The organism is Mycobacterium sp. IDUB_21 (genome assembly GCF_055419425.1).
The window spans coordinates 193,981-212,970 of record NZ_JBVAXQ010000007.1; the positions used below are offsets into that span (position 1 = coordinate 193,981).

16 protein-coding genes are annotated in these 18,990 nt (G+C 69.4%); 10 read left to right on the top strand and 6 right to left on the bottom strand.

Annotation, left to right across the window (positions count from 1 at the left end):
* Positions 1-64 precede the first annotated feature (64 nt).
* The 4 genes from ACZYY4_RS12945 (at position 65) to ACZYY4_RS12960 (ending at position 3,800) form a co-directional block, all read left to right on the top strand.
* The gene (locus ACZYY4_RS12945) at positions 65-676 is read left to right on the top strand and encodes a TetR/AcrR family transcriptional regulator (RefSeq protein WP_463810378.1); all 612 of its coding nucleotides are present in this window, start codon (positions 65-67) and stop codon (positions 674-676) included.
* A gap of 178 nt (positions 677-854) precedes the next feature.
* Positions 855-2,105 (top strand): PPE family protein, encoded by a 1,251-nt coding sequence (locus ACZYY4_RS12950; protein ID WP_463810379.1) that lies wholly within the window; start codon positions 855-857, stop codon positions 2,103-2,105.
* Positions 2,106-2,118: 13 nt separating this feature from the next.
* The gene (locus tag ACZYY4_RS12955; protein WP_463810444.1) at positions 2,119-3,456 is read left to right on the top strand and encodes a PPE family protein; all 1,338 of its coding nucleotides are present in this window, start codon (positions 2,119-2,121) and stop codon (positions 3,454-3,456) included.
* A complete protein-coding gene (locus ACZYY4_RS12960) occupies positions 3,453-3,800 on the top strand; it encodes a DUF732 domain-containing protein (RefSeq protein WP_463810380.1) in 348 nt (115 codons plus the stop codon). Before ACZYY4_RS12955 ends, ACZYY4_RS12960 begins: the two co-directional genes overlap by 4 nt.
* 99 nt (positions 3,801-3,899) lie before the next feature.
* Here the strand turns inward: ACZYY4_RS12960 and ACZYY4_RS12965 are convergent, their stop codons facing one another.
* Positions 3,900-4,337, bottom strand: a complete 438-nt coding sequence (locus ACZYY4_RS12965; protein WP_463810381.1) for a hypothetical protein — start codon at positions 4,335-4,337, stop codon at positions 3,900-3,902.
* A gap of 29 nt (positions 4,338-4,366) precedes the next feature.
* Positions 4,367-5,008 carry a class I SAM-dependent methyltransferase gene (locus ACZYY4_RS12970; protein WP_463810382.1) on the bottom strand — a complete coding sequence of 214 codons (642 nt, stop codon included), beginning with the start codon at positions 5,006-5,008 and terminating at the stop codon, positions 4,367-4,369.
* 55 nt (positions 5,009-5,063) lie between these two features.
* Here ACZYY4_RS12970 and ACZYY4_RS12975 point away from each other — a divergent pair, with 55 nt between their 5' ends.
* From ACZYY4_RS12975 to ACZYY4_RS12990, 4 genes are all read left to right on the top strand, one after another.
* Positions 5,064-5,858: a rhomboid family intramembrane serine protease gene (locus ACZYY4_RS12975; RefSeq protein WP_463810383.1), complete on the top strand. Its 795-nt coding sequence runs from the start codon at positions 5,064-5,066 to the stop codon at positions 5,856-5,858.
* A 104-nt stretch (positions 5,859-5,962) separates the two neighbouring features.
* The gene (locus ACZYY4_RS12980; RefSeq protein WP_463810384.1) at positions 5,963-8,089 is read left to right on the top strand and encodes an acyltransferase family protein; all 2,127 of its coding nucleotides are present in this window, start codon (positions 5,963-5,965) and stop codon (positions 8,087-8,089) included.
* 166 nt (positions 8,090-8,255) lie between these two features.
* Entirely contained in the window at positions 8,256-11,804 is a 3,549-nt protein-coding gene (gene car / locus ACZYY4_RS12985; protein ID WP_463810385.1) for a carboxylic acid reductase, read from the top strand.
* Positions 11,805-12,111: 307 nt separating this feature from the next.
* A complete protein-coding gene (locus ACZYY4_RS12990; RefSeq protein ID WP_463810386.1) occupies positions 12,112-12,288 on the top strand; it encodes a hypothetical protein in 177 nt (58 codons plus the stop codon).
* 69 nt (positions 12,289-12,357) lie between these two features.
* On the opposite strand, the gene ACZYY4_RS12995 is transcribed toward ACZYY4_RS12990, so the two are convergent.
* Genes ACZYY4_RS12995 through ACZYY4_RS13005 form a run of 3 tightly spaced genes read right to left on the bottom strand, consistent with a single transcriptional unit; the run spans position 12,358 to position 15,844 of the window.
* Positions 12,358-13,158, bottom strand: a complete 801-nt coding sequence (locus ACZYY4_RS12995; protein ID WP_463810387.1) for a L,D-transpeptidase — start codon at positions 13,156-13,158, stop codon at positions 12,358-12,360.
* A 38-nt stretch (positions 13,159-13,196) separates the two neighbouring features.
* Entirely contained in the window at positions 13,197-13,679 is a 483-nt protein-coding gene (locus ACZYY4_RS13000) for a hypothetical protein (RefSeq protein ID WP_463810388.1), read from the bottom strand.
* Between the two features lie 26 nt (positions 13,680-13,705).
* A complete protein-coding gene (locus ACZYY4_RS13005; RefSeq protein WP_463810389.1) occupies positions 13,706-15,844 on the bottom strand; it encodes an elongation factor G-like protein EF-G2 in 2,139 nt (712 codons plus the stop codon).
* Positions 15,845-16,064: 220 nt separating this feature from the next.
* Between ACZYY4_RS13005 and ACZYY4_RS13010 the strand changes: the two genes are divergently transcribed.
* Both ACZYY4_RS13010 and ACZYY4_RS13015 read left to right on the top strand, forming a co-directional pair.
* The gene (locus ACZYY4_RS13010) at positions 16,065-17,117 is read left to right on the top strand and encodes a S1C family serine protease (RefSeq protein ID WP_463810390.1); all 1,053 of its coding nucleotides are present in this window, start codon (positions 16,065-16,067) and stop codon (positions 17,115-17,117) included.
* 27 nt (positions 17,118-17,144) lie between these two features.
* The gene (locus tag ACZYY4_RS13015) at positions 17,145-17,825 is read left to right on the top strand and encodes a YoaK family protein (RefSeq protein WP_463810391.1); all 681 of its coding nucleotides are present in this window, start codon (positions 17,145-17,147) and stop codon (positions 17,823-17,825) included.
* A gap of 88 nt (positions 17,826-17,913) precedes the next feature.
* Here ACZYY4_RS13015 and ACZYY4_RS13020 read toward each other — a convergent pair whose 3' ends face one another.
* Complete coding sequence (locus tag ACZYY4_RS13020; RefSeq protein ID WP_463810392.1) at positions 17,914-18,906, bottom strand: esterase family protein; 993 nt, start codon at positions 18,904-18,906, stop codon at positions 17,914-17,916.
* Positions 18,907-18,990 lie beyond the last annotated feature (84 nt).

Here is an 18,990-nt window from a genome sequence, read left to right on the forward strand (position 1 = left end):
CCAATGTGTGGATTGTTGTGCAGCACGCAACAGAGCCACAGCTAACGGTCGTTAGGATGATGACGTGCCCAGTCCCTCTCGTCGGCGCAATATGCGAGGTCACGGTGCATTGCTGCGCGAGGAGATCCTGGCGGCGGCCGCGCGGGTCATCGACACCGCGGACAGTGAAGGCGAGGTGTCGCTGCGGCGCATCGCCCGCGAGGCCGGTATCGCGGCGCCGTCGGTCTATGCACACTTCGAGGACCGGGATCGGGTGCTCGAGGCCGTCGCCGAATCGAGCTGGGTGCAGGTGTCCGAGGAGATCGCCGAGCAGGTTCAGGCGGCCACCGATCCCCGCGAGCGCCTGCTGATCGGTTGTCGGGTGTATGTGTCATTCGCGCAGCGGCATCCGCTGCGCTACGCCCTGATGACCCAGGACGGTCACGCGCCGCCGGCGGCCCGCCAGGCGCTCGCGGTGGTCACCAGGGGGCTGTTGGCCTGCCGTGGGCAAGCGCGGGGTTCGGATCCGGACTCCGACCGGATCGCCGCCGCGTTGTCGGTGGCGTTACACGGCGTCGCGATGCTGCACCGTAGCGACGCCCCGAACCTGTGGCTCAGCGACTTCAGCACCGACGAGGTGATCAGGACACTGGTCGATGCCGCGACGTTGTTGCTGGCCGACGCGGTACCCGACTGAGCTATCGGTTGCGGGACCCGCGCCCCCATGCCACCCTTCAGCATGTGATCGCGACCACAGGTCTCCCCAGGATCTCTCACAGCTAACTCCCGGCCACCTTCCAGCGAGTCGATCTAGATTCAGCCGTTGGCCACCCTGGTGGTCAGCCGAAGCCCCTCACGCACAAAGGTCGGGTGACATGGAATTTGGTGCGATGCCGCCGGAAGTTCACTCCGGCCTGATGTACTCCGGAGCGGGACCCGGGCCGCTGTTGGCCGCCGCCGCCGCATGGCACGGGTTGGCCGGCGAGTTGCACACCGCGGCCGCGGCTTACCGTTCGGTGATCGCCGACCTGGCCGGTACCTGGCACGGGCCGTCCGCCATGGCGATGGCGGTAGCGGCCACGCCCTACGCCGAGTGGATCGGTGCCACCGCCGTGCGGGTCGAGCACGTGGCGGTCCAGGTCTCCTCGGCGGCCGCGGCGTACGAGGCCGCATTCGCGGCGCACGTCCCGCCGCCGGTGATCGCGGCCAACCGCAGCCTGCAGTTGACGCTGGTGGCGACCAACCTGCTGGGACAGAACACCCCGGCGATCGCGGCAACCGATGCCCTCTACGCCGAGATGTGGGCGCAGGACGCCACCGCCATGTACGGCTATGCGGGTGCTGCGGCGGCCGCCACTCAGGTCAGTGCGTTCGACCCGGCTCCGGAGGCCGCCGACCTCGGTGCCGGGACCCGGGCGGTCACGGCGGCGGAGAGCGCCGCAGCCAGGACCGCCTCGGCCGCCCCGTCGAGGGTCTCGCAGATGCTGTCGGCGGTGCCGAGGGCACTGCAGAACCTCAGCCCGTCCCCGGCGCAGGCGACGTCCGCGGTCGGCGATGTCGGGTCCGGTCTCGGGGATCTCGCCAAGTTCCTGGGCGACCTGGCGGGGCCGTACTCGCCGCTCGGTCACCTCGCCAACCTCGGCAGCGGGTGGCTGATCGCCGGGCAGCTGGTGGGCTTGGCCCAGAATCCGCCCGGGGTGGCCGCCCTGCTCAGTGGTCCGGCCCCGGTGACCGGCGCGCTGGGGCCGCTGTCGGGCGGGTACATCTCATTCCAGTCGCCGCTGACGGCGGGCGCCACGACGGTGGCCGCGACAACGGGACAGGCAAGCATGGTCGGGTCGTTGTCGGTACCGGCGAGCTGGGCCAGCGCCGCGCCGGGCGGAAAGGTTCTGCCGGCGGCCCTGGCGAGCAGTTCGGTGAGTTCCAGTGCCTCGGCGTTCGCCGTCGAGGGCTCGTCGAGCGCGATGTTCAACGAGATGGCGTTGTCGAGCCTGGCCGGCCGCGCCGTCGGTGGCACGGCCGTGCAGTCCGTCGCGGGCGGCGCCGTGCGGGTGATCGACAAGGCGCCCGACACCGAGGCGCTGACCACCGCCACCATCCTGGTCATCCCGGTACCCGAGGACTAGGGGAGGTGCTGTGATCGATTTCGCCACGATTCCGCCGGAGATCACCTCCGGCCTGATGTACACCGGCCCGGGAGCCGAGTCGCTGCTCGCCGCGGCCACCGCCTGGGACGGGCTGGCCGGCGAGTTGCAGTCCGCCACCACCTCCTACCGGACGGTGCTCGCGGCGCTGCCGGCCGACTGGACGGGCCCGTCGTCGGCGGCCATGGTCGCCGCCGCGACGCCCTTCGTGGACTGGATGTCGACCGCCGCCGCGCAGGCCACCCAAGCGGCGGTGCAAGCCGGCGCCGCGGCGAGCGCATTCGAGGTGGCGCTGGCCGCCGTGGTGCCGCCGCCGGTGATCGCGGCCAACCGCAGTCTGCGCGAAGCGCTGCTGGCGACCAACACCTTCGGGCAGAACACCGCGGCGATCGCGGCCGCCGACGCCCAGTACGCGCAGATGTGGGCTCAGGACGCCGGCGCGATGTTCCAGTACTTCGCCGCCGCGGCCGCCGCTACCCGGTTGACGCCGTTCGCCGCGCCGCCGCAGATCACCAACCCGGCCGGCCAGATCGCGCCGGGTCTCGCCGCGGCCGGGGATGCGTCGGAGATCTCCGGGATCTACGAGGGCCTCTTCAGCACCCTCGGCGGGTTCATGAAGTTCGGTGGCCTCGGCAACTTCGTGCTGAGCGGGCCCAACTTCGGCATGGTCCAGTTCAAGACGTTCTACAAGCCGCAGTCGCTGTTGCCGGAGGTCCCCAAGTCCGCGCTCGGGGCGGGATTGGGCGGGAACGGGATGGCGGGATTGGGCGGGAACGGGATGGCGGGATCGGGCGGGAACGGGATGGCCGGATTGGGAGCCGGATTGGGGGGTGGTCCGAGGTCGGCGGCGAGCAGCGGCATGGTCCGCGCGGTGACGGCCGGCGTCGGCACCGCGCCGACGGTCGGGGCGCTGTCGGTGCCGCAGGGCTGGGCGACCGCCACCCCGGCGATCCGGTTGGCCGCCACCGCACTGCCGGCGGTCGGCAGCGCAGTCGCGGCGCCGTCGGCCGGCGCGGCGGGCCTGCTCAACCCGGCCGCATTGGGCGCCCTGACCGGCGGCGCCCTGGGCACTCCGCGGTCGCAGCTGATCAACGGCGCCAACGTTCGTGGCGGGGCCGCCAAGGGCGGCAAAGGTCAGGCCCCGGTTCAACTCGACCGTGTCCTAGCCCAATTGCAGAAGCAGAAGGATGCCGTCCAGCATTGGCAGATCGACGAGGCCGGTCTGGACGACCTGCTTGAGGAACTGTCGAAGAAGCCCGGCTTCCACGCGGTGCACCTGAAAAAGGCCGCCAAAGCAACCGGGTCAACCGCCGCGGCGACGGCAATCCCGTGAAGTCGCTGCTGGCACTGGCCGTTACGGCCGGCCTCGCCGTTGCCTGGGCCGCTCCCGGGAACGCCGATCCCGAACCGGGCGCCCAACCCGACCCTGCGGGCGGGGGCTTGCACAACGCGGCGTTCCTGGAGACGCTGCGGGCCGCCGGAATCACCTACACCAACTCGAGCCAGGCCATTGACGCCGCCCGCGCGGTCTGCGGCCTGGTTGATCGGGGCGAACCCGGCTTGCAGGTGATCGCCGACCTGAAGGCGAATAATCCCGGCTTCACCACCGACGGCGCGGCCCAGTTCGCCGCCATCGCCGCGGACACCTATTGCCCGCACCAACTGACGAAGAAGTGACGGGCGCGAGCTGTCGGCTGCGTCTGGCCGAGTCGGAATCTCACGACGCGCCGACGGCGTGTCACGTCGTGAGATTCCGGCTCGCGGGCTCGGTGGAGGCTAGCCGCCGCTGGGTGCGGGCGCGGCCGGCCGGGGTTGCGGCATGAAACCCTTCAGCACGTCGGGCAGACCCGCGGACTGCTCCGGTACCGGTGCGCAGGTGGGCGGGCATTCGGTCAGCTGCCAAGGCGCACAGCGGTCAGTCCGGAATGTGGTGTCGCCCGGCTCGATCAGCACCACCTGCGGCTTCTTGGTCATCGCACTGTCGACGATCTTGTCGCCGCTGACCCGGCGCCAGTAGCAGGCGTTACCCTCCCGCGGGCCGTCCGAGCGGTAGGTGCCCGGCACGATGTCCTTCCCGACGGCGTAGGTGCCGTCGGCGTCGATCACCTGTTTGGGTGCGGGCGGGGGAGTCGGCTCCGCCCCGGCGACCCCGCTGGCCGTCCAGCACACCGCGAGTGCGACGGCCGCCGTCCCGGCCAGCTTCTTCGGTCTCATATCAGGCGAGCGTACCGGCGCGTCCAGCGCTACGGCTTGACGCCGACGGTGATCAGGTCCGACACCAGCAGCGTCCAGGCCGGCCGCGCCACCCGATGCTGGTCGGCGAGGCTGAACCCGGCGCCGGTGAACAACGCGCGCATCTCCGCCGGCGTCGGCTGGTGCGCCGGGTTCCAGCGGGCACCCAGCAGCCGGCGCAGCGGGACGGGGTGGCGTGGGCTCAGCGCGGTGACCGCCGCCATTCCGCCCGGCACCAGGACCCGGTGAAACTCCCGCACCGCGGCCGGCTGGTCGAAGAAATGAAACGCCGAGCTGGTCACCACCGCATCGAGGGCCCCGTCGTCGAACGGCAGGCGTTCGGCCGGGCCGGTCAACCACTGCACCCGCGTCGAGCGCGCCCGGGCCTCGTTGAGCATCCCGGCGGACATGTCCACCCCGTAGACGGCTTCGGGCCCCAGTTCGCGTTCGATCCGGTCGGCGAGAATGCCGGTGCCGCAGGCGATGTCGGCCACCCGGGCCGGCTGGTGGGCCCGCAGCGCGGCGATCAGCTCGTCCTGGGCCGGGCGGTAGACCCAATGTTGCAGGTAGCGGGCGTCGTAGGCAGGAGCGGCCCAGCTCCAGAATCGGGTGATCGCGTCGTTGAGACCTCTGCGCGGTATCGGAGTTGCCACAACAGGAAATCTACCGCCGTGCCGATGAGGGGGGTGCCAGTGAGAAGGTGTACCCATGACCGTCTGCTACCGGCACCCGGACCGGGCCACCGCGCTGCGCTGCACCCGATGTGAGCGCTACATCTGCGGTGACTGCATGCGTGGTGCCGCCGTCGGGCAGCACTGTGTCGAGTGTGCACAGGCCGGCGCCGCCCAGGCGCGTGCGCCCCGAACCCGGATTCGGGGCACCTCGGGGGCACCGGTGATCAGCTACGGGCTGATCGCGCTGAACGTGCTGGCATTCATCGGGCAGATGTCGCGCAACTTGGACTCCGAGTTGGTGCTCTGGTCACCGGCAGTGGCCGACGGGCAGCTCTACCGCTTGCTGACCTCGGCGTTCCTGCACTACGGCGCGATGCATCTGCTGCTCAACATGTGGGCGCTGTATGTGGTGGGCCCGCCGCTGGAAGGCCTGCTCGGCCGGGTGCGATTCAGCGCGCTGTACCTGCTCAGCGCGCTGGGCGGCTCGGTCGCGGTCTATCTGCTGGCCCCGCTGGACACCGCCACCGCCGGCGCTTCAGGTGCCATCTTCGGCTTGTTCGGCGCGACGCTGATCGTCGGTCGGCGGCTGAACATGGACATCGGCTGGGTGGCCGCGATCATCGGAATCAACTTGGTCTTCACCTTCACCATCCCGCGGATCAGCTGGCAGGGGCACGTCGGCGGGCTGATCACCGGGCTGCTGGTGGCGTGCGCCTACGTGTATCCCGCGCCGGGGATTCGCAACCGGGTCCAGGCCGGCGCCAGCATCGCGCTGCTGGCGCTGTTCGTTGCGTTGATCTGGTGGCGCACTGCCGAATTGGTCTCCTGACGCCGAGCGTGTCCTCCCGGTCCGACGCCTGGTCGCCCCCTAAGCTTTCGGTGGTCCACCAGCGAGAGGATCGACCAATCGGCGCCAACGGCGACCAGGATGAGATGAGTCGACCGGTCGGGAACCGGACTCGCCAGGCCACCTCGGAGCGCACCTCAGGCAAGCCCCGCTGGGTTGCGCCGGCCCCGCGTGCCGCCCGGTTGGCCACTGCACGCGCCGCGGACCGGGTTCGGCGGGAGCGGCGCCGGCCGGGCATTCACGCCCTCGACGGCCTGCGTGCGATAGCTGTCGCGTTGGTGCTGGCCGATCACGGCGGCATCCCGGGAATGCCGGGTGGGTTCATCGGGGTCGACCTGTTCTTCGTCCTGAGCGGATTCCTGATCACCGCCCTGCTGATCGACGAGCTTCACCGGACCGGACGGATCGACCTGACCGGGTTCTGGATCCGCCGCGGCCGTCGGCTGCTGCCCGCCCTGGTGCTGATGGTGCTGACCGTCGCGATCGCCCACGAACTACTGCCCTCGGACGCGGTGGTGGGGCTACGGGAGGATGCGATCGCCGCGTTCTTCTGGATGGCCAACTGGCGGTTCATAGCCCAGCACACCGACTACTTCACCGAGGCGGGCACCCCGTCGCCGCTGCAGCACACCTGGTCACTGGGTGTCGAGGAGCAGTACTACTTCGTCTGGCCGCTGCTGCTGATCGCGATCGCCCTGTCGCTGGCATTTCGCGCCCGCCGCCGCGGCCGCCTGGCCACCGTCGGGGCGGTGCGGCTGACCGTCTTTCTGCTGGCCAGCGCCGGGGCGGCGGCATCTGCGGCCGCGGCCGAGATGCTGGCCTCCTCGGGCTTTGAGGCCGCCCGCGACCGGGTCTACTTCGGCACCGACACCCGCGCGCAGGCGCTGCTGATCGGCGCCGCGGCGGCGGCACTGCTGGTGGGGGACTGGCCCGCGCTGACCGCAGGCTGGTCGGTGGTCCGCACCCGCCGGGGTCGCTGGGTCGCCCGACTGCTGCCGCTGGCCGGGCTGTTAGTGCTGGCAGCGGCGTCGCATCGCGCCACCGGCAGCGCGCAGGAGTTCCAGGGCGGACTGCTGACCATCGTCGCCGTCGCCGCGATTGCGGTGATCGCCCCGGTTGCGCTGCACCAGGGCGGGCTGGTGGGGCGCGCGCTGGCGTGGGCTCCGCTGGTCTGGTTGGGGACCATCTCCTACGGCGTGTACCTGTGGCACTGGCCGGTCTTTCTCGTGCTCAACGGCCAGCGCACCGGGTGGTCGGGATGGGCGCTGTTCACCGTGCGGTGCGCCGCCACGCTGGCGGTGGCTGCGGTGTCGTGGTGGGTCATCGAGGAGCCGATCCGCCGGTGGCGGCCGGCTCAGGTGTCACTACTGCCGCTCGGGGCGGCCGTCAGCGCCACCGCGGTGGCGGTCACGGTGTTCGTGGTCCCGGTCGTCGATCGGCCGACCGCCCAGACCGGCCTGACCCCCGACGTGGCGGCTGCCGCCGCCGTGTCGCCATCGCCGCCGCTCCCGCCGTCGGATTCCAGAAAGCCGCGGCCGCAGCCCGTGCGACATGATCCCCACCGGCCGCGCACCGTCTCGGTGTTCGGCGACTCGATCGGGTGGACGCTGATGCACTATCTGCCGCCGACCCCCGGCTACGACTTCATCGACCACACCGTCGTCGGTTGCAGCATCGTGCGCGCCGGGCCCTACCGCTGGGCCGGCAAGACCATCGATCAGGGACGGGACTGCGACGGATGGCCGGCCCGGTGGGCGCGGCAGGTCAAGGGGGACCAATCCGACGTCGTGCTACTGATCGCCGGCCGCTGGGAGACCGTGGACCGCGTCAACGAGGGCCAGTGGACCCACATCGGTGACCCGACGTTCGACGCCTATCTGGCCTCGGAGTGGCGCCGCGCACTCGACGTGCTGGAGTCCGGCGGCAGTCGAGTGGTGGTGACCACGGTGCCCTACAGCCGCTACGGCGAGCGCGCCGACGGCAGCCTGTGGCCGGAGGACGACCCGAAGCGGGTTGATGCCTGGAACGCCCTGCTGCGCCGGGTGGTCGCCGGGCGCAATGCCGTGACGGTGGTCGACTTGAACAGGAAACTGGGGCCGGCCGGCGGCTACACCGCGAAGGTCGACGGCATCAAGGTGCGCAGCGACGGCATTCACCTGACGCCCGAAGGGGTGAAGTGGCTGGTGCCGTGGCTGGAGGAATCGATCAGCTGACCCGGCGGCGGCAGATCAGCCCGCCGAACCCGCCTACTCCTGAGGGCAACGTCACACCGGCTCGCGGGTGCTGAAATTAAATTAGTTTTGCTAACATAGTATTTATCGGCGCAGCGCCGCGCCCCGCAAAAAACACTTCCGCGAGATATCCCCAAGAGGTTCGAATATGAAGACTGCTAACCCCGTCAACCCCACTGCCACCGACGACCAGGACCGCTTCATCGCCGAACTGGCCGCCCACGACCCCCAATTCGCCGCAGCCCAACCCGACCAGGCCGTCGCTGACGCCGCCGGCCGACCCGGGCTGCGGCTGCCGCAACTCGTCCAGACCGTGCTGGCCGGCTACTCCGACCGGCCCGCGCTGGGCCAGCGCGCCGTCGACTTCGTCGCCGACCCGGCCACCGGCCGCACCGTCGCGAAGTTGCAGCCCCGCTACGACACCATCACCTACGGCGAGCTGGCCGAACGGGTCCGCGCCCTGAGCGCCGCCCTGGACGCCGCCGCCGTCCGGCCCGGCGACCGGGTCGCGGTGCTGGGTTTCACCAGCGTCGACTACACCGTCATCGACGTGGCGCTGGGCCAGCTCGGCGCCGTCTCGGTGCCGCTGCAGACTTCCGCGGCAGTCAGCTCCCTGACGCCGATCGTGGCCGAGACCGAGCCCCGCGTCATCGCCGCCAGCGTCGACTCGCTGCCCGATGCCGTTGACCTGGTCCGCACCGGTCCCGCTCCCACCCGCCTGGTGGTCTTCGACTACCACGAGCAGGTCGATGAGCACCGCGAAGCGCTGGCCGACGCCCGTTCACAGCTGGCCGACATCGAGGTCGTCGTCGAGCCGCTGGCCGAATTGCTCACCCGCGGCCGGGCCCTGTCGCCGGCGGACACGGCAGGCCTGGCGGCCCAGCCGCACCGCGACGCCGGCGAGGAGACCGACCCGCTGGCACTGCTGGTGTATACCTCCGGCAGCACCGGCGCACCCAAGGGTGCGATGTACCCGCAGAGCAACGTGGCGCGGATGTGGGTCCGCTCGGCCAAGAACTGGTTCGGGCCGACCGCCGCCTCGATCACGCTGAACTTCATGCCGATGAGCCACATCATGGGCCGCGGCATCCTCTACGGCACCCTCGGCAACGGCGGCACCGCCTACTTCAGCTCACGCAGCGATCTCTCCACGTTCCTCGAAGACCTCGCGCTGGTTCGACCCACCGAGCTCAACTTCGTGCCCCGGATCTGGGAAATGCTCTACCAGCACTTCCAGAGTGAATTGAACGGGTTCACCGATGTCGACCCGAACGCTGAGGCGCAGGTGCTCGCGCGGCTGCGCCGCGACCTGCTCGGCGGGCGCTGCATCTTCGCGATGACCGGCTCCGCCCCGATCTCCGACGAGCTGCATTCCTGGGTCGAGGAGCTCACCGAGCAGCACGTGCTGAACGGCTACGGATCCACCGAAGCCGGCATGGTGCTCTTCGACGGCGAAGTGCAGCGGCCGCCCGTGCTCGACTACAAGCTGGCCGACGTGCCCGACCTCGGATACTTCGCCACCGACCAGCCGCACCCGCGCGGTGAGCTGCTGCTCAAGTCCGAGAACCTGTTCCCCGGCTACTACAAGCGCCCGGAGATCACCGCCGAGGTGTTCGACGCCGACGGCTACTACCGCACCGGCGACGTGGTCGCCGAGATCGGCCCCGACCGGTTGGTCTATGTCGACCGGCGCAACAACGTGCTCAAGCTGGCCCAGGGCGAATTCGTCACGCTGGCGAAGCTGGAAGCGGCGTTCGGCAACAGCCCGCTGGTGCGCCAGATCTACGTGTACGGCAACAGTGCGCAGCCCTACCTGGTGGCTGTGGTGGTGCCGAGGGAGGACGCCCTGGCGCGCTTCGATGCCACCGGTCTCAAGTCGGCCATCGCCGAGTCGCTTCAGCAAGTCGCCAAGGATGCCGACCTGCAGTCCTACGAGGTGCCCCGAGACTTCATCGTCGAGGCCGAACCCTTCACGCTGGAGAACGGGCTGCTCACCGGCATCCGCAAGCTGGCCTGGCCAAAGCTGAAGGCGTACTACGGCGAACGCCTCGAGCGGCTCTACACCGAGCTGGCCGAAGGTCAGGCCAACGAGCTGACCGAGCTGCGCCGGAACGGCGCACAGCGGCCCGCGCTGGAAACCGTCAGTCGCGCCGCCGCCGCGCTGCTGGGCGCCTCGGCCGGAGACGTCTCCGCCGATGCTCACTTCACCGATCTGGGCGGCGACTCGCTGTCGGCGCTGACCTTCGGGAACCTGCTGCGCGACATCTTCGATGTGGACGTGCCGGTCGGCGTGATCGTCAGCCCGGCAAACGATCTGGCGGCCATCGCCGATTATGTCGAGGCGGAGCGCCGCGGCTCGAAACGGCCGACATTCGCCTCGGTACACGGCCGGGACGCCGTCGAGGTGGCCGCCGCCGACCTCACCCTGGACAAGTTCCTCGACGAGGCCACCCTGGCCGCGGCGCCGACGCTGCCCGGACCGTCCGAGCAGGTGCGCACCGTACTGCTGACCGGCGCCACCGGCTTCCTGGGCCGCTACCTGGCGATGGAGTGGCTGGAGCGGCTGGATGCCGCTTACGGAGAGTCCGACGGCACGCTGATCTGCCTGGTGCGGGCCCGCTCCGATGAGGATGCCCGCCGCCGGCTCGACGCGACCTTCGACAGCGGCGATGAGAAGCTGCTGGCCCGCTACACCGAACTGGCCGCCAAGCACCTGGAAGTCATCGCCGGTGACAAGGGCGAGGCGAATCTCGGCCTGGAGCAAGAGGTCTGGCAGCGGCTGGCGGACACCGTCGACGTGATCGTCGACCCGGCCGCGCTGGTCAACCACGTGCTGCCCTACAGCGAGCTGTTCGGCCCCAACGCCGTGGGCACCGCCGAACTGATCCGGGTCGCGCTGACCGGCAAGATCAAGCCGTTCACCTACTTCTCCACCATCGGTGTCGGCGACCAGATCCCGCTGGGCCGCTTCACCGAGGACGCCGACGTGCGGGTGATGAGCCCGGTGCGGGCGATCAACGACGGCTACGCCAACGGCTACGGCAACAGCAAGTGGGCCGGCGAGGTGCTGCTGCGGGAGGCTCACGACCTGTGCGGTCTGCCGGTCGCGGTGTTCCGTTGCGACATGATCCTGGCCGACACCGGCTACGCCGGCCAGCTCAACCTGCCGGACATGTTCACCCGGATGATGTTCAGCCTGGTCGCCGCCGGCGTGGCGCCCGGTTCGTTCTACGAGTTGGACGCCGACGGCAAACGTCAGCGCGCCCACTACGACGGTCTGCCGGTGGAGTTCATCGCCGAGGCGTCCACCTCCTTGGGGGCCACCGCCGGTCACGGGTTCGACACCTACCACGTGATGAACCCCTACGACGACGGCCTCGGCATGGACGAGTTCGTGGACTGGCTGATCGAGGCCGGCTACCCGATCCGGCGGATCGCCGACTACGGCGACTGGCTGCAGCGGTTCGAGACCACCCTGCGGGCGCTGCCGGAGCGGCAACGTCAGGCGTCGCTGCTGCCGCTGCTGCACAACTACCAGAAGCCGCAGCCGCCGATCTGCGGGTCGATGGCCCCGACCGATCGATTCCGGGCTGCGGTGCAAGAGTCGGAAATCGGTGCCGCGCAGGATATCCCGCACGTCACACCGGCGGTGATCGTCAAATACATCACCGACCTGGAGTTGCTCGGGCTGCTCTGACTCGAGGCGAGATCAACGCGGTGGCGGGCCAAATATGGTCCGCCACCGCGCTTATGCGCACCGCGCGGAGGCCGGCGCGTGGTTTGACGACCCGGTGTTTCGATGCCACCATGGACTGCAACGACATCCCCGTGTGTCTTGGCCGGAAGGAGGTGAGGGCGAAGTGAGTCCCAGCGACGGTCCGCATCCGTATCGGTGTTCGATGACCGATCTGTCCCTCACCGGCCCCGGCTTCTCCGCCGCGGCCTGAACCGCGAGTTCCGCCGACCCGGAATGGGTCGTGTCGGCATCCCGGCAGGAGAAAATCATGGCTTTTGTTGTCACCCAAAATGTTTCGAGGATTCACGGCACCGCCGTGCGCTCGGCGGGCCGCCGCATGGTCGGCCGGCTGCGCCGCTTGGGTGCGCCGCTGCAGATGGGCCCGCAGCAGCGTGCGGAGCGCTACGTGGCGCACATGCCGACGGCGGTGCTGGGCGCCTGCTGAGCCGATGAGTCCGGTGTCAGCGCAACCACGGCGACCCGCTACGCGCGGCTCCGCCGCGCTTGCGATCGCCTAAGCCTGCACCACGATCGGGTCGCCCAGGTGCACCGTGTTGAAGTACCACGCGGCGTCGTCGGGGCTCAAGTTGATGCACCCGTGGCTGACGTTGGAGTAGCCCTGCGAGCCCACCGACCAGGGCGCCGAGTGAACGTAGACGCCGCTCCAGGTGACCCGCACGGCGTACTCCCCGTTGAGCAGGTAGCCCTCCGGGTCGTTGAGCGGAATGCCGATGGTGCGCGAATCGAACTTGATGGTGCGCTCTTTCGACAATGCGGTGAACGAACCGACCGGGGTGGGACGCTTGGCCTTACCCATCGAGGCCGCCATCACCCGCAGGATCTCGCCGTTGACGCTGACGGTGAAGGTGTGATCGGAGATGTCGGCGAGCCCGAGCACCGCGTCGCCGGTGTCGAAACCCGTCGACATGCCGTGGGCGTCGACGCTGATCGTGCTGTGCGGTGACCAGTAGCCGTCCGGAACCCACTGCACGACATCGTCGCTGACCCATTCGAAATGCCCGGACGGCATGCCCGACGACGTCTTTCCGGACACCGTCTTTCCGGTCACCGTTTTTCCCGTCACCGCGATGTGGATGCCACGCTCGGCGCCCGCCCGGTCACCCACCGGCCCGGTGAACGTCACGATCACCGGGTAGGCCACCCCCACCACCGAACCGGCCGCCGGCTCGATCGCCGCGACGGCGAACCCCCGCTCCGGCGCTTTCTGCGCCGCCTGGCCGATGCCGGTGGAGGCCCCCATCACGAGGGCCACCGAGCCGGCCAGCGCCAAAATTCCCCGCCTCACGCTGTACATGGCTCCATTGTGCCAAGCCCAACGGGTGTGGCGCAGATTTAGTGATTCTCCGACGGCGCGAGGAGGCTTCCCCAGGCCGCTTTGGAACCGGATTCGCCGATGGTGTGGATCGCGAACATCGACGCTCCGGCCAGGGCGATCACCACCGCGACGATGCCCAACCGCGCAGCCGGCGCCACCCTGCCACCGCGCGTCAGCGCCACGTGCAGACTGGCCAGCAGAGCCGCCGCCACAGCCAGGCCCAGCGCCATGTAGAGGCCGTACTCGCCGGCGGCCATGTGCCGGTCGAGCTCGGGTGACCCGTCGATCTTGCCGGTGTCCGCGAGCCACTCGCCGGCGTTGACCGTCGCCGGCGTGACGAGCAGCGTGATGCCGGCCAGCGTCGCCACCAGCCAGACCAGCCGTCGGCGGGCCGCCGGCCACACCGCGCACAGGATGAGCAGGATCGCGGTCAGCGGAACCAGCACCACCACGAAATGCAGCAGTAGGACGTGCGCGGGCAGCCCGGCGATTGTCGACATAAGAGTCCTTTCGTTTCCAGCGTGGGTCATGCGATGGTGCCGGCGTGCGCGGCTGCGGACTCCGGTAGCGGCTCGTATCTGGCGAAACCGCGGGTGAACGAACCGGCTCCGTGCGTCAGCGAACGTAGGTCGACCGCGTAGCGGATCAGCTCGGTCTGCGGGACTTCGGCTCTCACGCAGGTGCGGTCCGCACCGACTTTATCGGTCCCGAGTACCCGGGCGCGGCGGGATGACAGATCGCCCATCACCGCACCGATCAGTTCGTCGGGTACCAGCACCGTGACGTCGTCGATCGGCTCGAGCAACCGCACTCGTCCGGCCGTCGCTGCGTCGCGCAGGGCCGCCGCGCCCGCCATCTGGAACGCGAAGTCCGACGAGTCGACGCTGTGCGCCTTGCCGTCGAGCAGTGTGACCCGGATGTCGACCACCGGATACCCGTCTCCGGCCGCACCGGTGAGCCCCTGCGCCATCTGCGCGCGGACGCCCTTCTCCACGCTGGGGATGAACTGGCGGGGCACCGCCCCACCGACCACGCGGTCGACGAACTCGAAACCGGAGCCCGGGGCCCCCGGCTCCACTTCGATGTCGCAGACCGCGTACTGGCCGTGCCCACCGGACTGTTTCACATGCCGGCCGTGGCCTTTTGACTTGGTGGCGAACGTCTCCCGCAGCGCCACCCGCAGTGCGACGGTGTCCACCGCCACCGCGTAGCGGTGGGCCAGCGCGTCGAGCACGATGCCCGAATGTGTTTCGCCCATGCACCACAGCACGGTCTGGTGGGTTTCCGGGTTCCGTTCGATCCGCAGGCTCGGGTCTTCGGCGGCCAGCCGCGCCAGCCCTACCGCCAGCTTGTCCTCGTCGGTCTTGGCGTGCGGGATGACCGCGACCGGCAGCAGCGGGTCCGGCATCGACCAGGGCTTACAGACCAGCGGTTCAGCTTTGTCGGACAGGGTGTCCCCGGTCTCGGCGTGGCTGAGCCGGCCGATCGTGCAGATGTCGCCGGCCATCACCACAGTGGCCGGCCGCTGTTGTCTCCCGAGCGGAAACGTCAGTGCCCCGATCCGGTCCTCTTCGTCGTGATCGGTGTGGCCGCTGCCCTCGCCGAAGAAACCCGTGCAATGCCCGCTCACATGAATTCCACTGTCGGGCCGGATAGTTCCGGAGAACACCCGTACCAGACTGACCCGGCCGACATAGGGATCCGACGTCGTCCGGACCACTTCAGCCAGCAGCGGCCCGGCCGGGTCGCAACTCAGACCGGGGCGCGCGGCGCCGTCCGGGGTGAACACCTCGGGGAGCGGGTGTTCGGGCGGAGCGGGGAATCCGGCGGTGATGACCTCGAGCAGTTCGGGAATGCCGACGGCGGTGCTGCTGCAGGCCGGGATGACCGGGAAGAACGACCCGCGTGCGACCGCCCGCTCCAGGTCTTTGGTGAGCACCGCCCGGTCGATCTGCTCCCCGCCCAGGTAGCGGTCCAGCAGCGCCTCGTCCTCGGACTCCTCGATGATCGCCTCGATCAGCGCGCCGCGCTGCCGGTCGACGTCGGCCACGTCATCCGCGTCGGCCGCCTCACACTGCGCCGCGGTGAGCAGCCCGATCAGGCCGGCGGGCAGGGTCGGCCCGGTTGTTGCCGGCAGGTACAGCGGCAACACCTTCTCTCCGAACGCCGCCCGGGCAGCGGCCACGCTGGCGGGGTAGTCCGCGCGGGCGTGGTCCAGCTTGGTGACGACCACAGCGCGCGGCATGCCGACCCGGCTGCATTCCTGCCACAGCGCGGTGGTGGCGTCATCGATGTCCTCGTTGGCAGCGACGACGAACAGCGCACCGTCGGCGGCCCGCAGCCCGGCGCGTAGTTCTCCGAGGAAATCGGCGTAGCCCGGGGTGTCGATCAGATTGATCTTGATGCCGTCGTGCGCCAGCGACGCGCACGCGACCCCGACCGACCGCTGCTGACGAATCTCTGCGTCGTCGTAATCGCAGACCGTGCTGCCGTCGGTGATCGAACCGGGTCTGGGCAATACGCCGGAGGCGACCAGCATCGCCTCGACCAGTGTGGTTTTGCCGGAGTCGGGCGGACCGACCAGTACGACGTTGCGGATGGCGGCCGGACTGGCCGCGGTGGGCGCGGAACCCGCACCCCGTGAGGTCCCGGTCTTGTCTGCCATGGCATCCTCCTGAAAGCTCAGCCTTCCTTCAACGGAGGCTGAGCACAACCCCTCCTGCACCACGGTGTTTGGCCAGTTGATGACCGTCTTTTGCAGTCCGTACCGACGGTTCCGGTAAGCTTGCGGTGTTTGTTTCACGAATCCACCGTCTTGGACATGCTCCGGATGTGCTGGATTTCAGCGCGCGCCCGAATCGTGACCGACCGCAGGAGGTAACCGGATGAGCGGATCGCATCGCCCTAGCAGGTGGTGGCTGCTCAGCGTGACAGCTGCAGTGAGCACACTCGGGCTGGGCCTTGTTGCCGTGCCGGTTCAGGCGGCGCCGACGTTGCCCACCATGCCGCTGGACCCGTCGGCGATGGTCGCGCAGGTCGGGCCCGCGGTGGTCAACATCGACACCCAGATGGGTTACCAGAGCGCGGTCGGCGCCGGAACCGGGATCGTCTTGGATCCCAACGGGGTGGTGCTGACCAACAACCACGTCATCGCCGGGGCCACCGGCCTGACGGTGGTCTCGGTCGGCACCGGCCAGAGCTACGAGGTCGACGTGCTCGGCTTCGACCGCAGCCACGACGTGGCGGTGCTGCAGTTGCGCGGCGCCGCCGGCCTTCCCACCGCCATCATCGGCGACTCGTCCAAGGTCGCCGTCGGTGACCCGGTGGTCGCGATGGGCAACGCAGGCGGCCACGGCGGCACGCCGAGTGCGGTGCCGGGGCGCGTGATCGGCCTGAATCAGACGGTCTCGGCCGCCGACGAGTTGACCGGCAGCACCGAGACGCTGACGAACATGATCAAGGCCGACACCGCGATCCGCCCCGGCGACTCGGGCGGTCCGATGGTCAACGCCGCCGGCCAGGTGATCGGGATGAACACCGCGGCGTCGGACAACTACAAGTTCGCCCAGCCCGGCGGCGAAGGCTACGCGATCCCGATCAACCAGGCGATGGCGATCGCCGGACAGATCCGGTCCGGTGTTTCGTCGAGCACCGTGCACATCGGTGAGACGGCGTTCATGGGTGTCGGCGTGGTGGACAACAACGGGGCCGGAGCGCGGGTCGCCCAGGTGCTCGACGGGACCCCGGCCGCTGAGAGCGGTATCGGCAAGGACGACATCATCACCTCGGTCAACGGCCGGCCGGTGAACTCGGCCACCGACCTGACCGACGTACTCGACCAGCGCCACCCGGGCGACACCGTGACACTCACGTGGCGCAGCCCGACGGGCGGCGACCACAGCGCCACCATCACCTTGGCGCCAGGTCCGGTCGGCTGAGGTAGACCCCGTTATTTCAAGGCGCGCGTGATACGTCGGGACTACGACAGCGAAACCAAGCTGTCCTGGGTGCTTGCCGCGCTCGCCGGGGTACTGGCAGCCACGGCATACACCCACTCCGAGGGCTACTTCGTCACGTTCATGACCGGCAACGCCGGCCGTGCGGCGCTGGGGGTGTTCGACGGCAACGAGTGGCTGTCGATCACCGCTGCGGCGCTGCTGGTTTCGTTTCTGGCGGGCGTGGTGGTCGCGTCCGTGTTCCGGCGCCGCGTCTGGCCCAACCAACCGCACGGGGCGCTGCTGCTGACGGCGACCGCGCTGCTGACCGCGACGCTGGTCGACTGGATCTGGGAGGGCGGGCCCTCGCTGCCGCTGCCGCTGCTGCCGATCCTGCTGGTCGCGTTCGGCGTCGGCGCGCTGAACACCACCTTCGTGCGCAACGGCGAAGTGTCGATTTCCTTGAGTTACGTCACCGGCACGGTGGTCAAACTGGGCCAGGGCATCGAACGCCACTTCAGCGGCGGAACCATTCGGGACTGGCTCGGGCACTTCATGCTGTTGACGGGGTACGTCTTCGGGGCCGTGGTCGGCGGCTGCATCAGCCTGGTCGCCGGCGGTACCTGGATGCTGGGCATCGCCACCGTCGTGTGTGTGCTGGCCACCTGGTACACCCATCGCTACACCGGCCGCCGCGACGTGTGGCAGTAGGGCTTCTCCCCACACAACGCACGGCGCCCCAAAACACATCGGCGGCAGCGCTGGATTGCGCTGCCGCCGATGTGGGGGGTTGGGTCGATCAGGTCGGGTCGATACCCACACCCAGCACCCGCTGGATGTCGGGCTTCATCGCGACCAGCTGCTCGTTCCAGTACGGCCAGTCGTGCGTCCCGTTGGCCGGGAAGTTGAACACCCCGTTGTTGCCGCCGGCGGCCACGTAGTTCTGCTGGAACGTCTGGTTGGTGCGCAGCGTCATGCTCTCCAGGAACTTGGCCGGCATGTTGTTGCCGCCCAGGTCGCTCGGCGTGCCGTTGCCGCAGTAGACCCAGATGCGGGTGCGGTTGGCCACCAACCGCGGGATCTGCAACATCGCGTCGTTACGCTTCCAGGCCGGGTCGGACGACGGGCCCCACATGTTGCTGGCGTTGTAACCGCCCGCGTCGCTCATGGCCATCCCGATCAGCGTCGGCCACCAGCCCTCCGACGGGTTCAGGAATCCGGAAAGGGCTGCGGCGTAGGGGAATTGCTGCGGGTAGTACGAGGCGAGGATCAGTGAGGACCCGCCGGCCATCGACAGCCCGACTACCGCATTCCCGGTGGGGGAGACACTCTTGTTGGCCTGCAGCCAACTCGGCAGCTCCCGGGTCAGGAAGGTCTCCCACTTGTAGGTCTGGCAGCCGGTCTTGCCGCACGCCGGCTGATACCAGTCGGAGTAGAAGCTGGACTGCCCGCCGACCGGCATGACCACCGACAGGCCGGACTGGTAGTACTCCTCGAACGCCGGTGTGTTGATGTCCCAGCCGTTGAAGTCGTCCTGGGCGCGCAGCCCGTCCAGCAGGTACACCGCGTGGGCGCCGCCCGGCTGGAACTGCACCTTGATGTCGTGGCCCATCGACGGTGAGGGCACCTGCAGGTACTCCACCGGAAGACCCTCGCGTGAGAACGCGGATGCGTCGCCGGAACCGCCGACGACTCCGACGAGGCCGCTCAGCAGTACGGCCCCCACTGCCGCGACCATCAGCCGGCGCGGTAGCCGACTGGCCGCGTGGCGCAACTTCTCAACCCTCTTCATAGCTGTTTCCCATCCCAATGGTCGTTCCGCAAGCTGCGGTCTGATGCCTGGTTCTGCCCTGCTGAAGGCAGTCAAACATCTTGT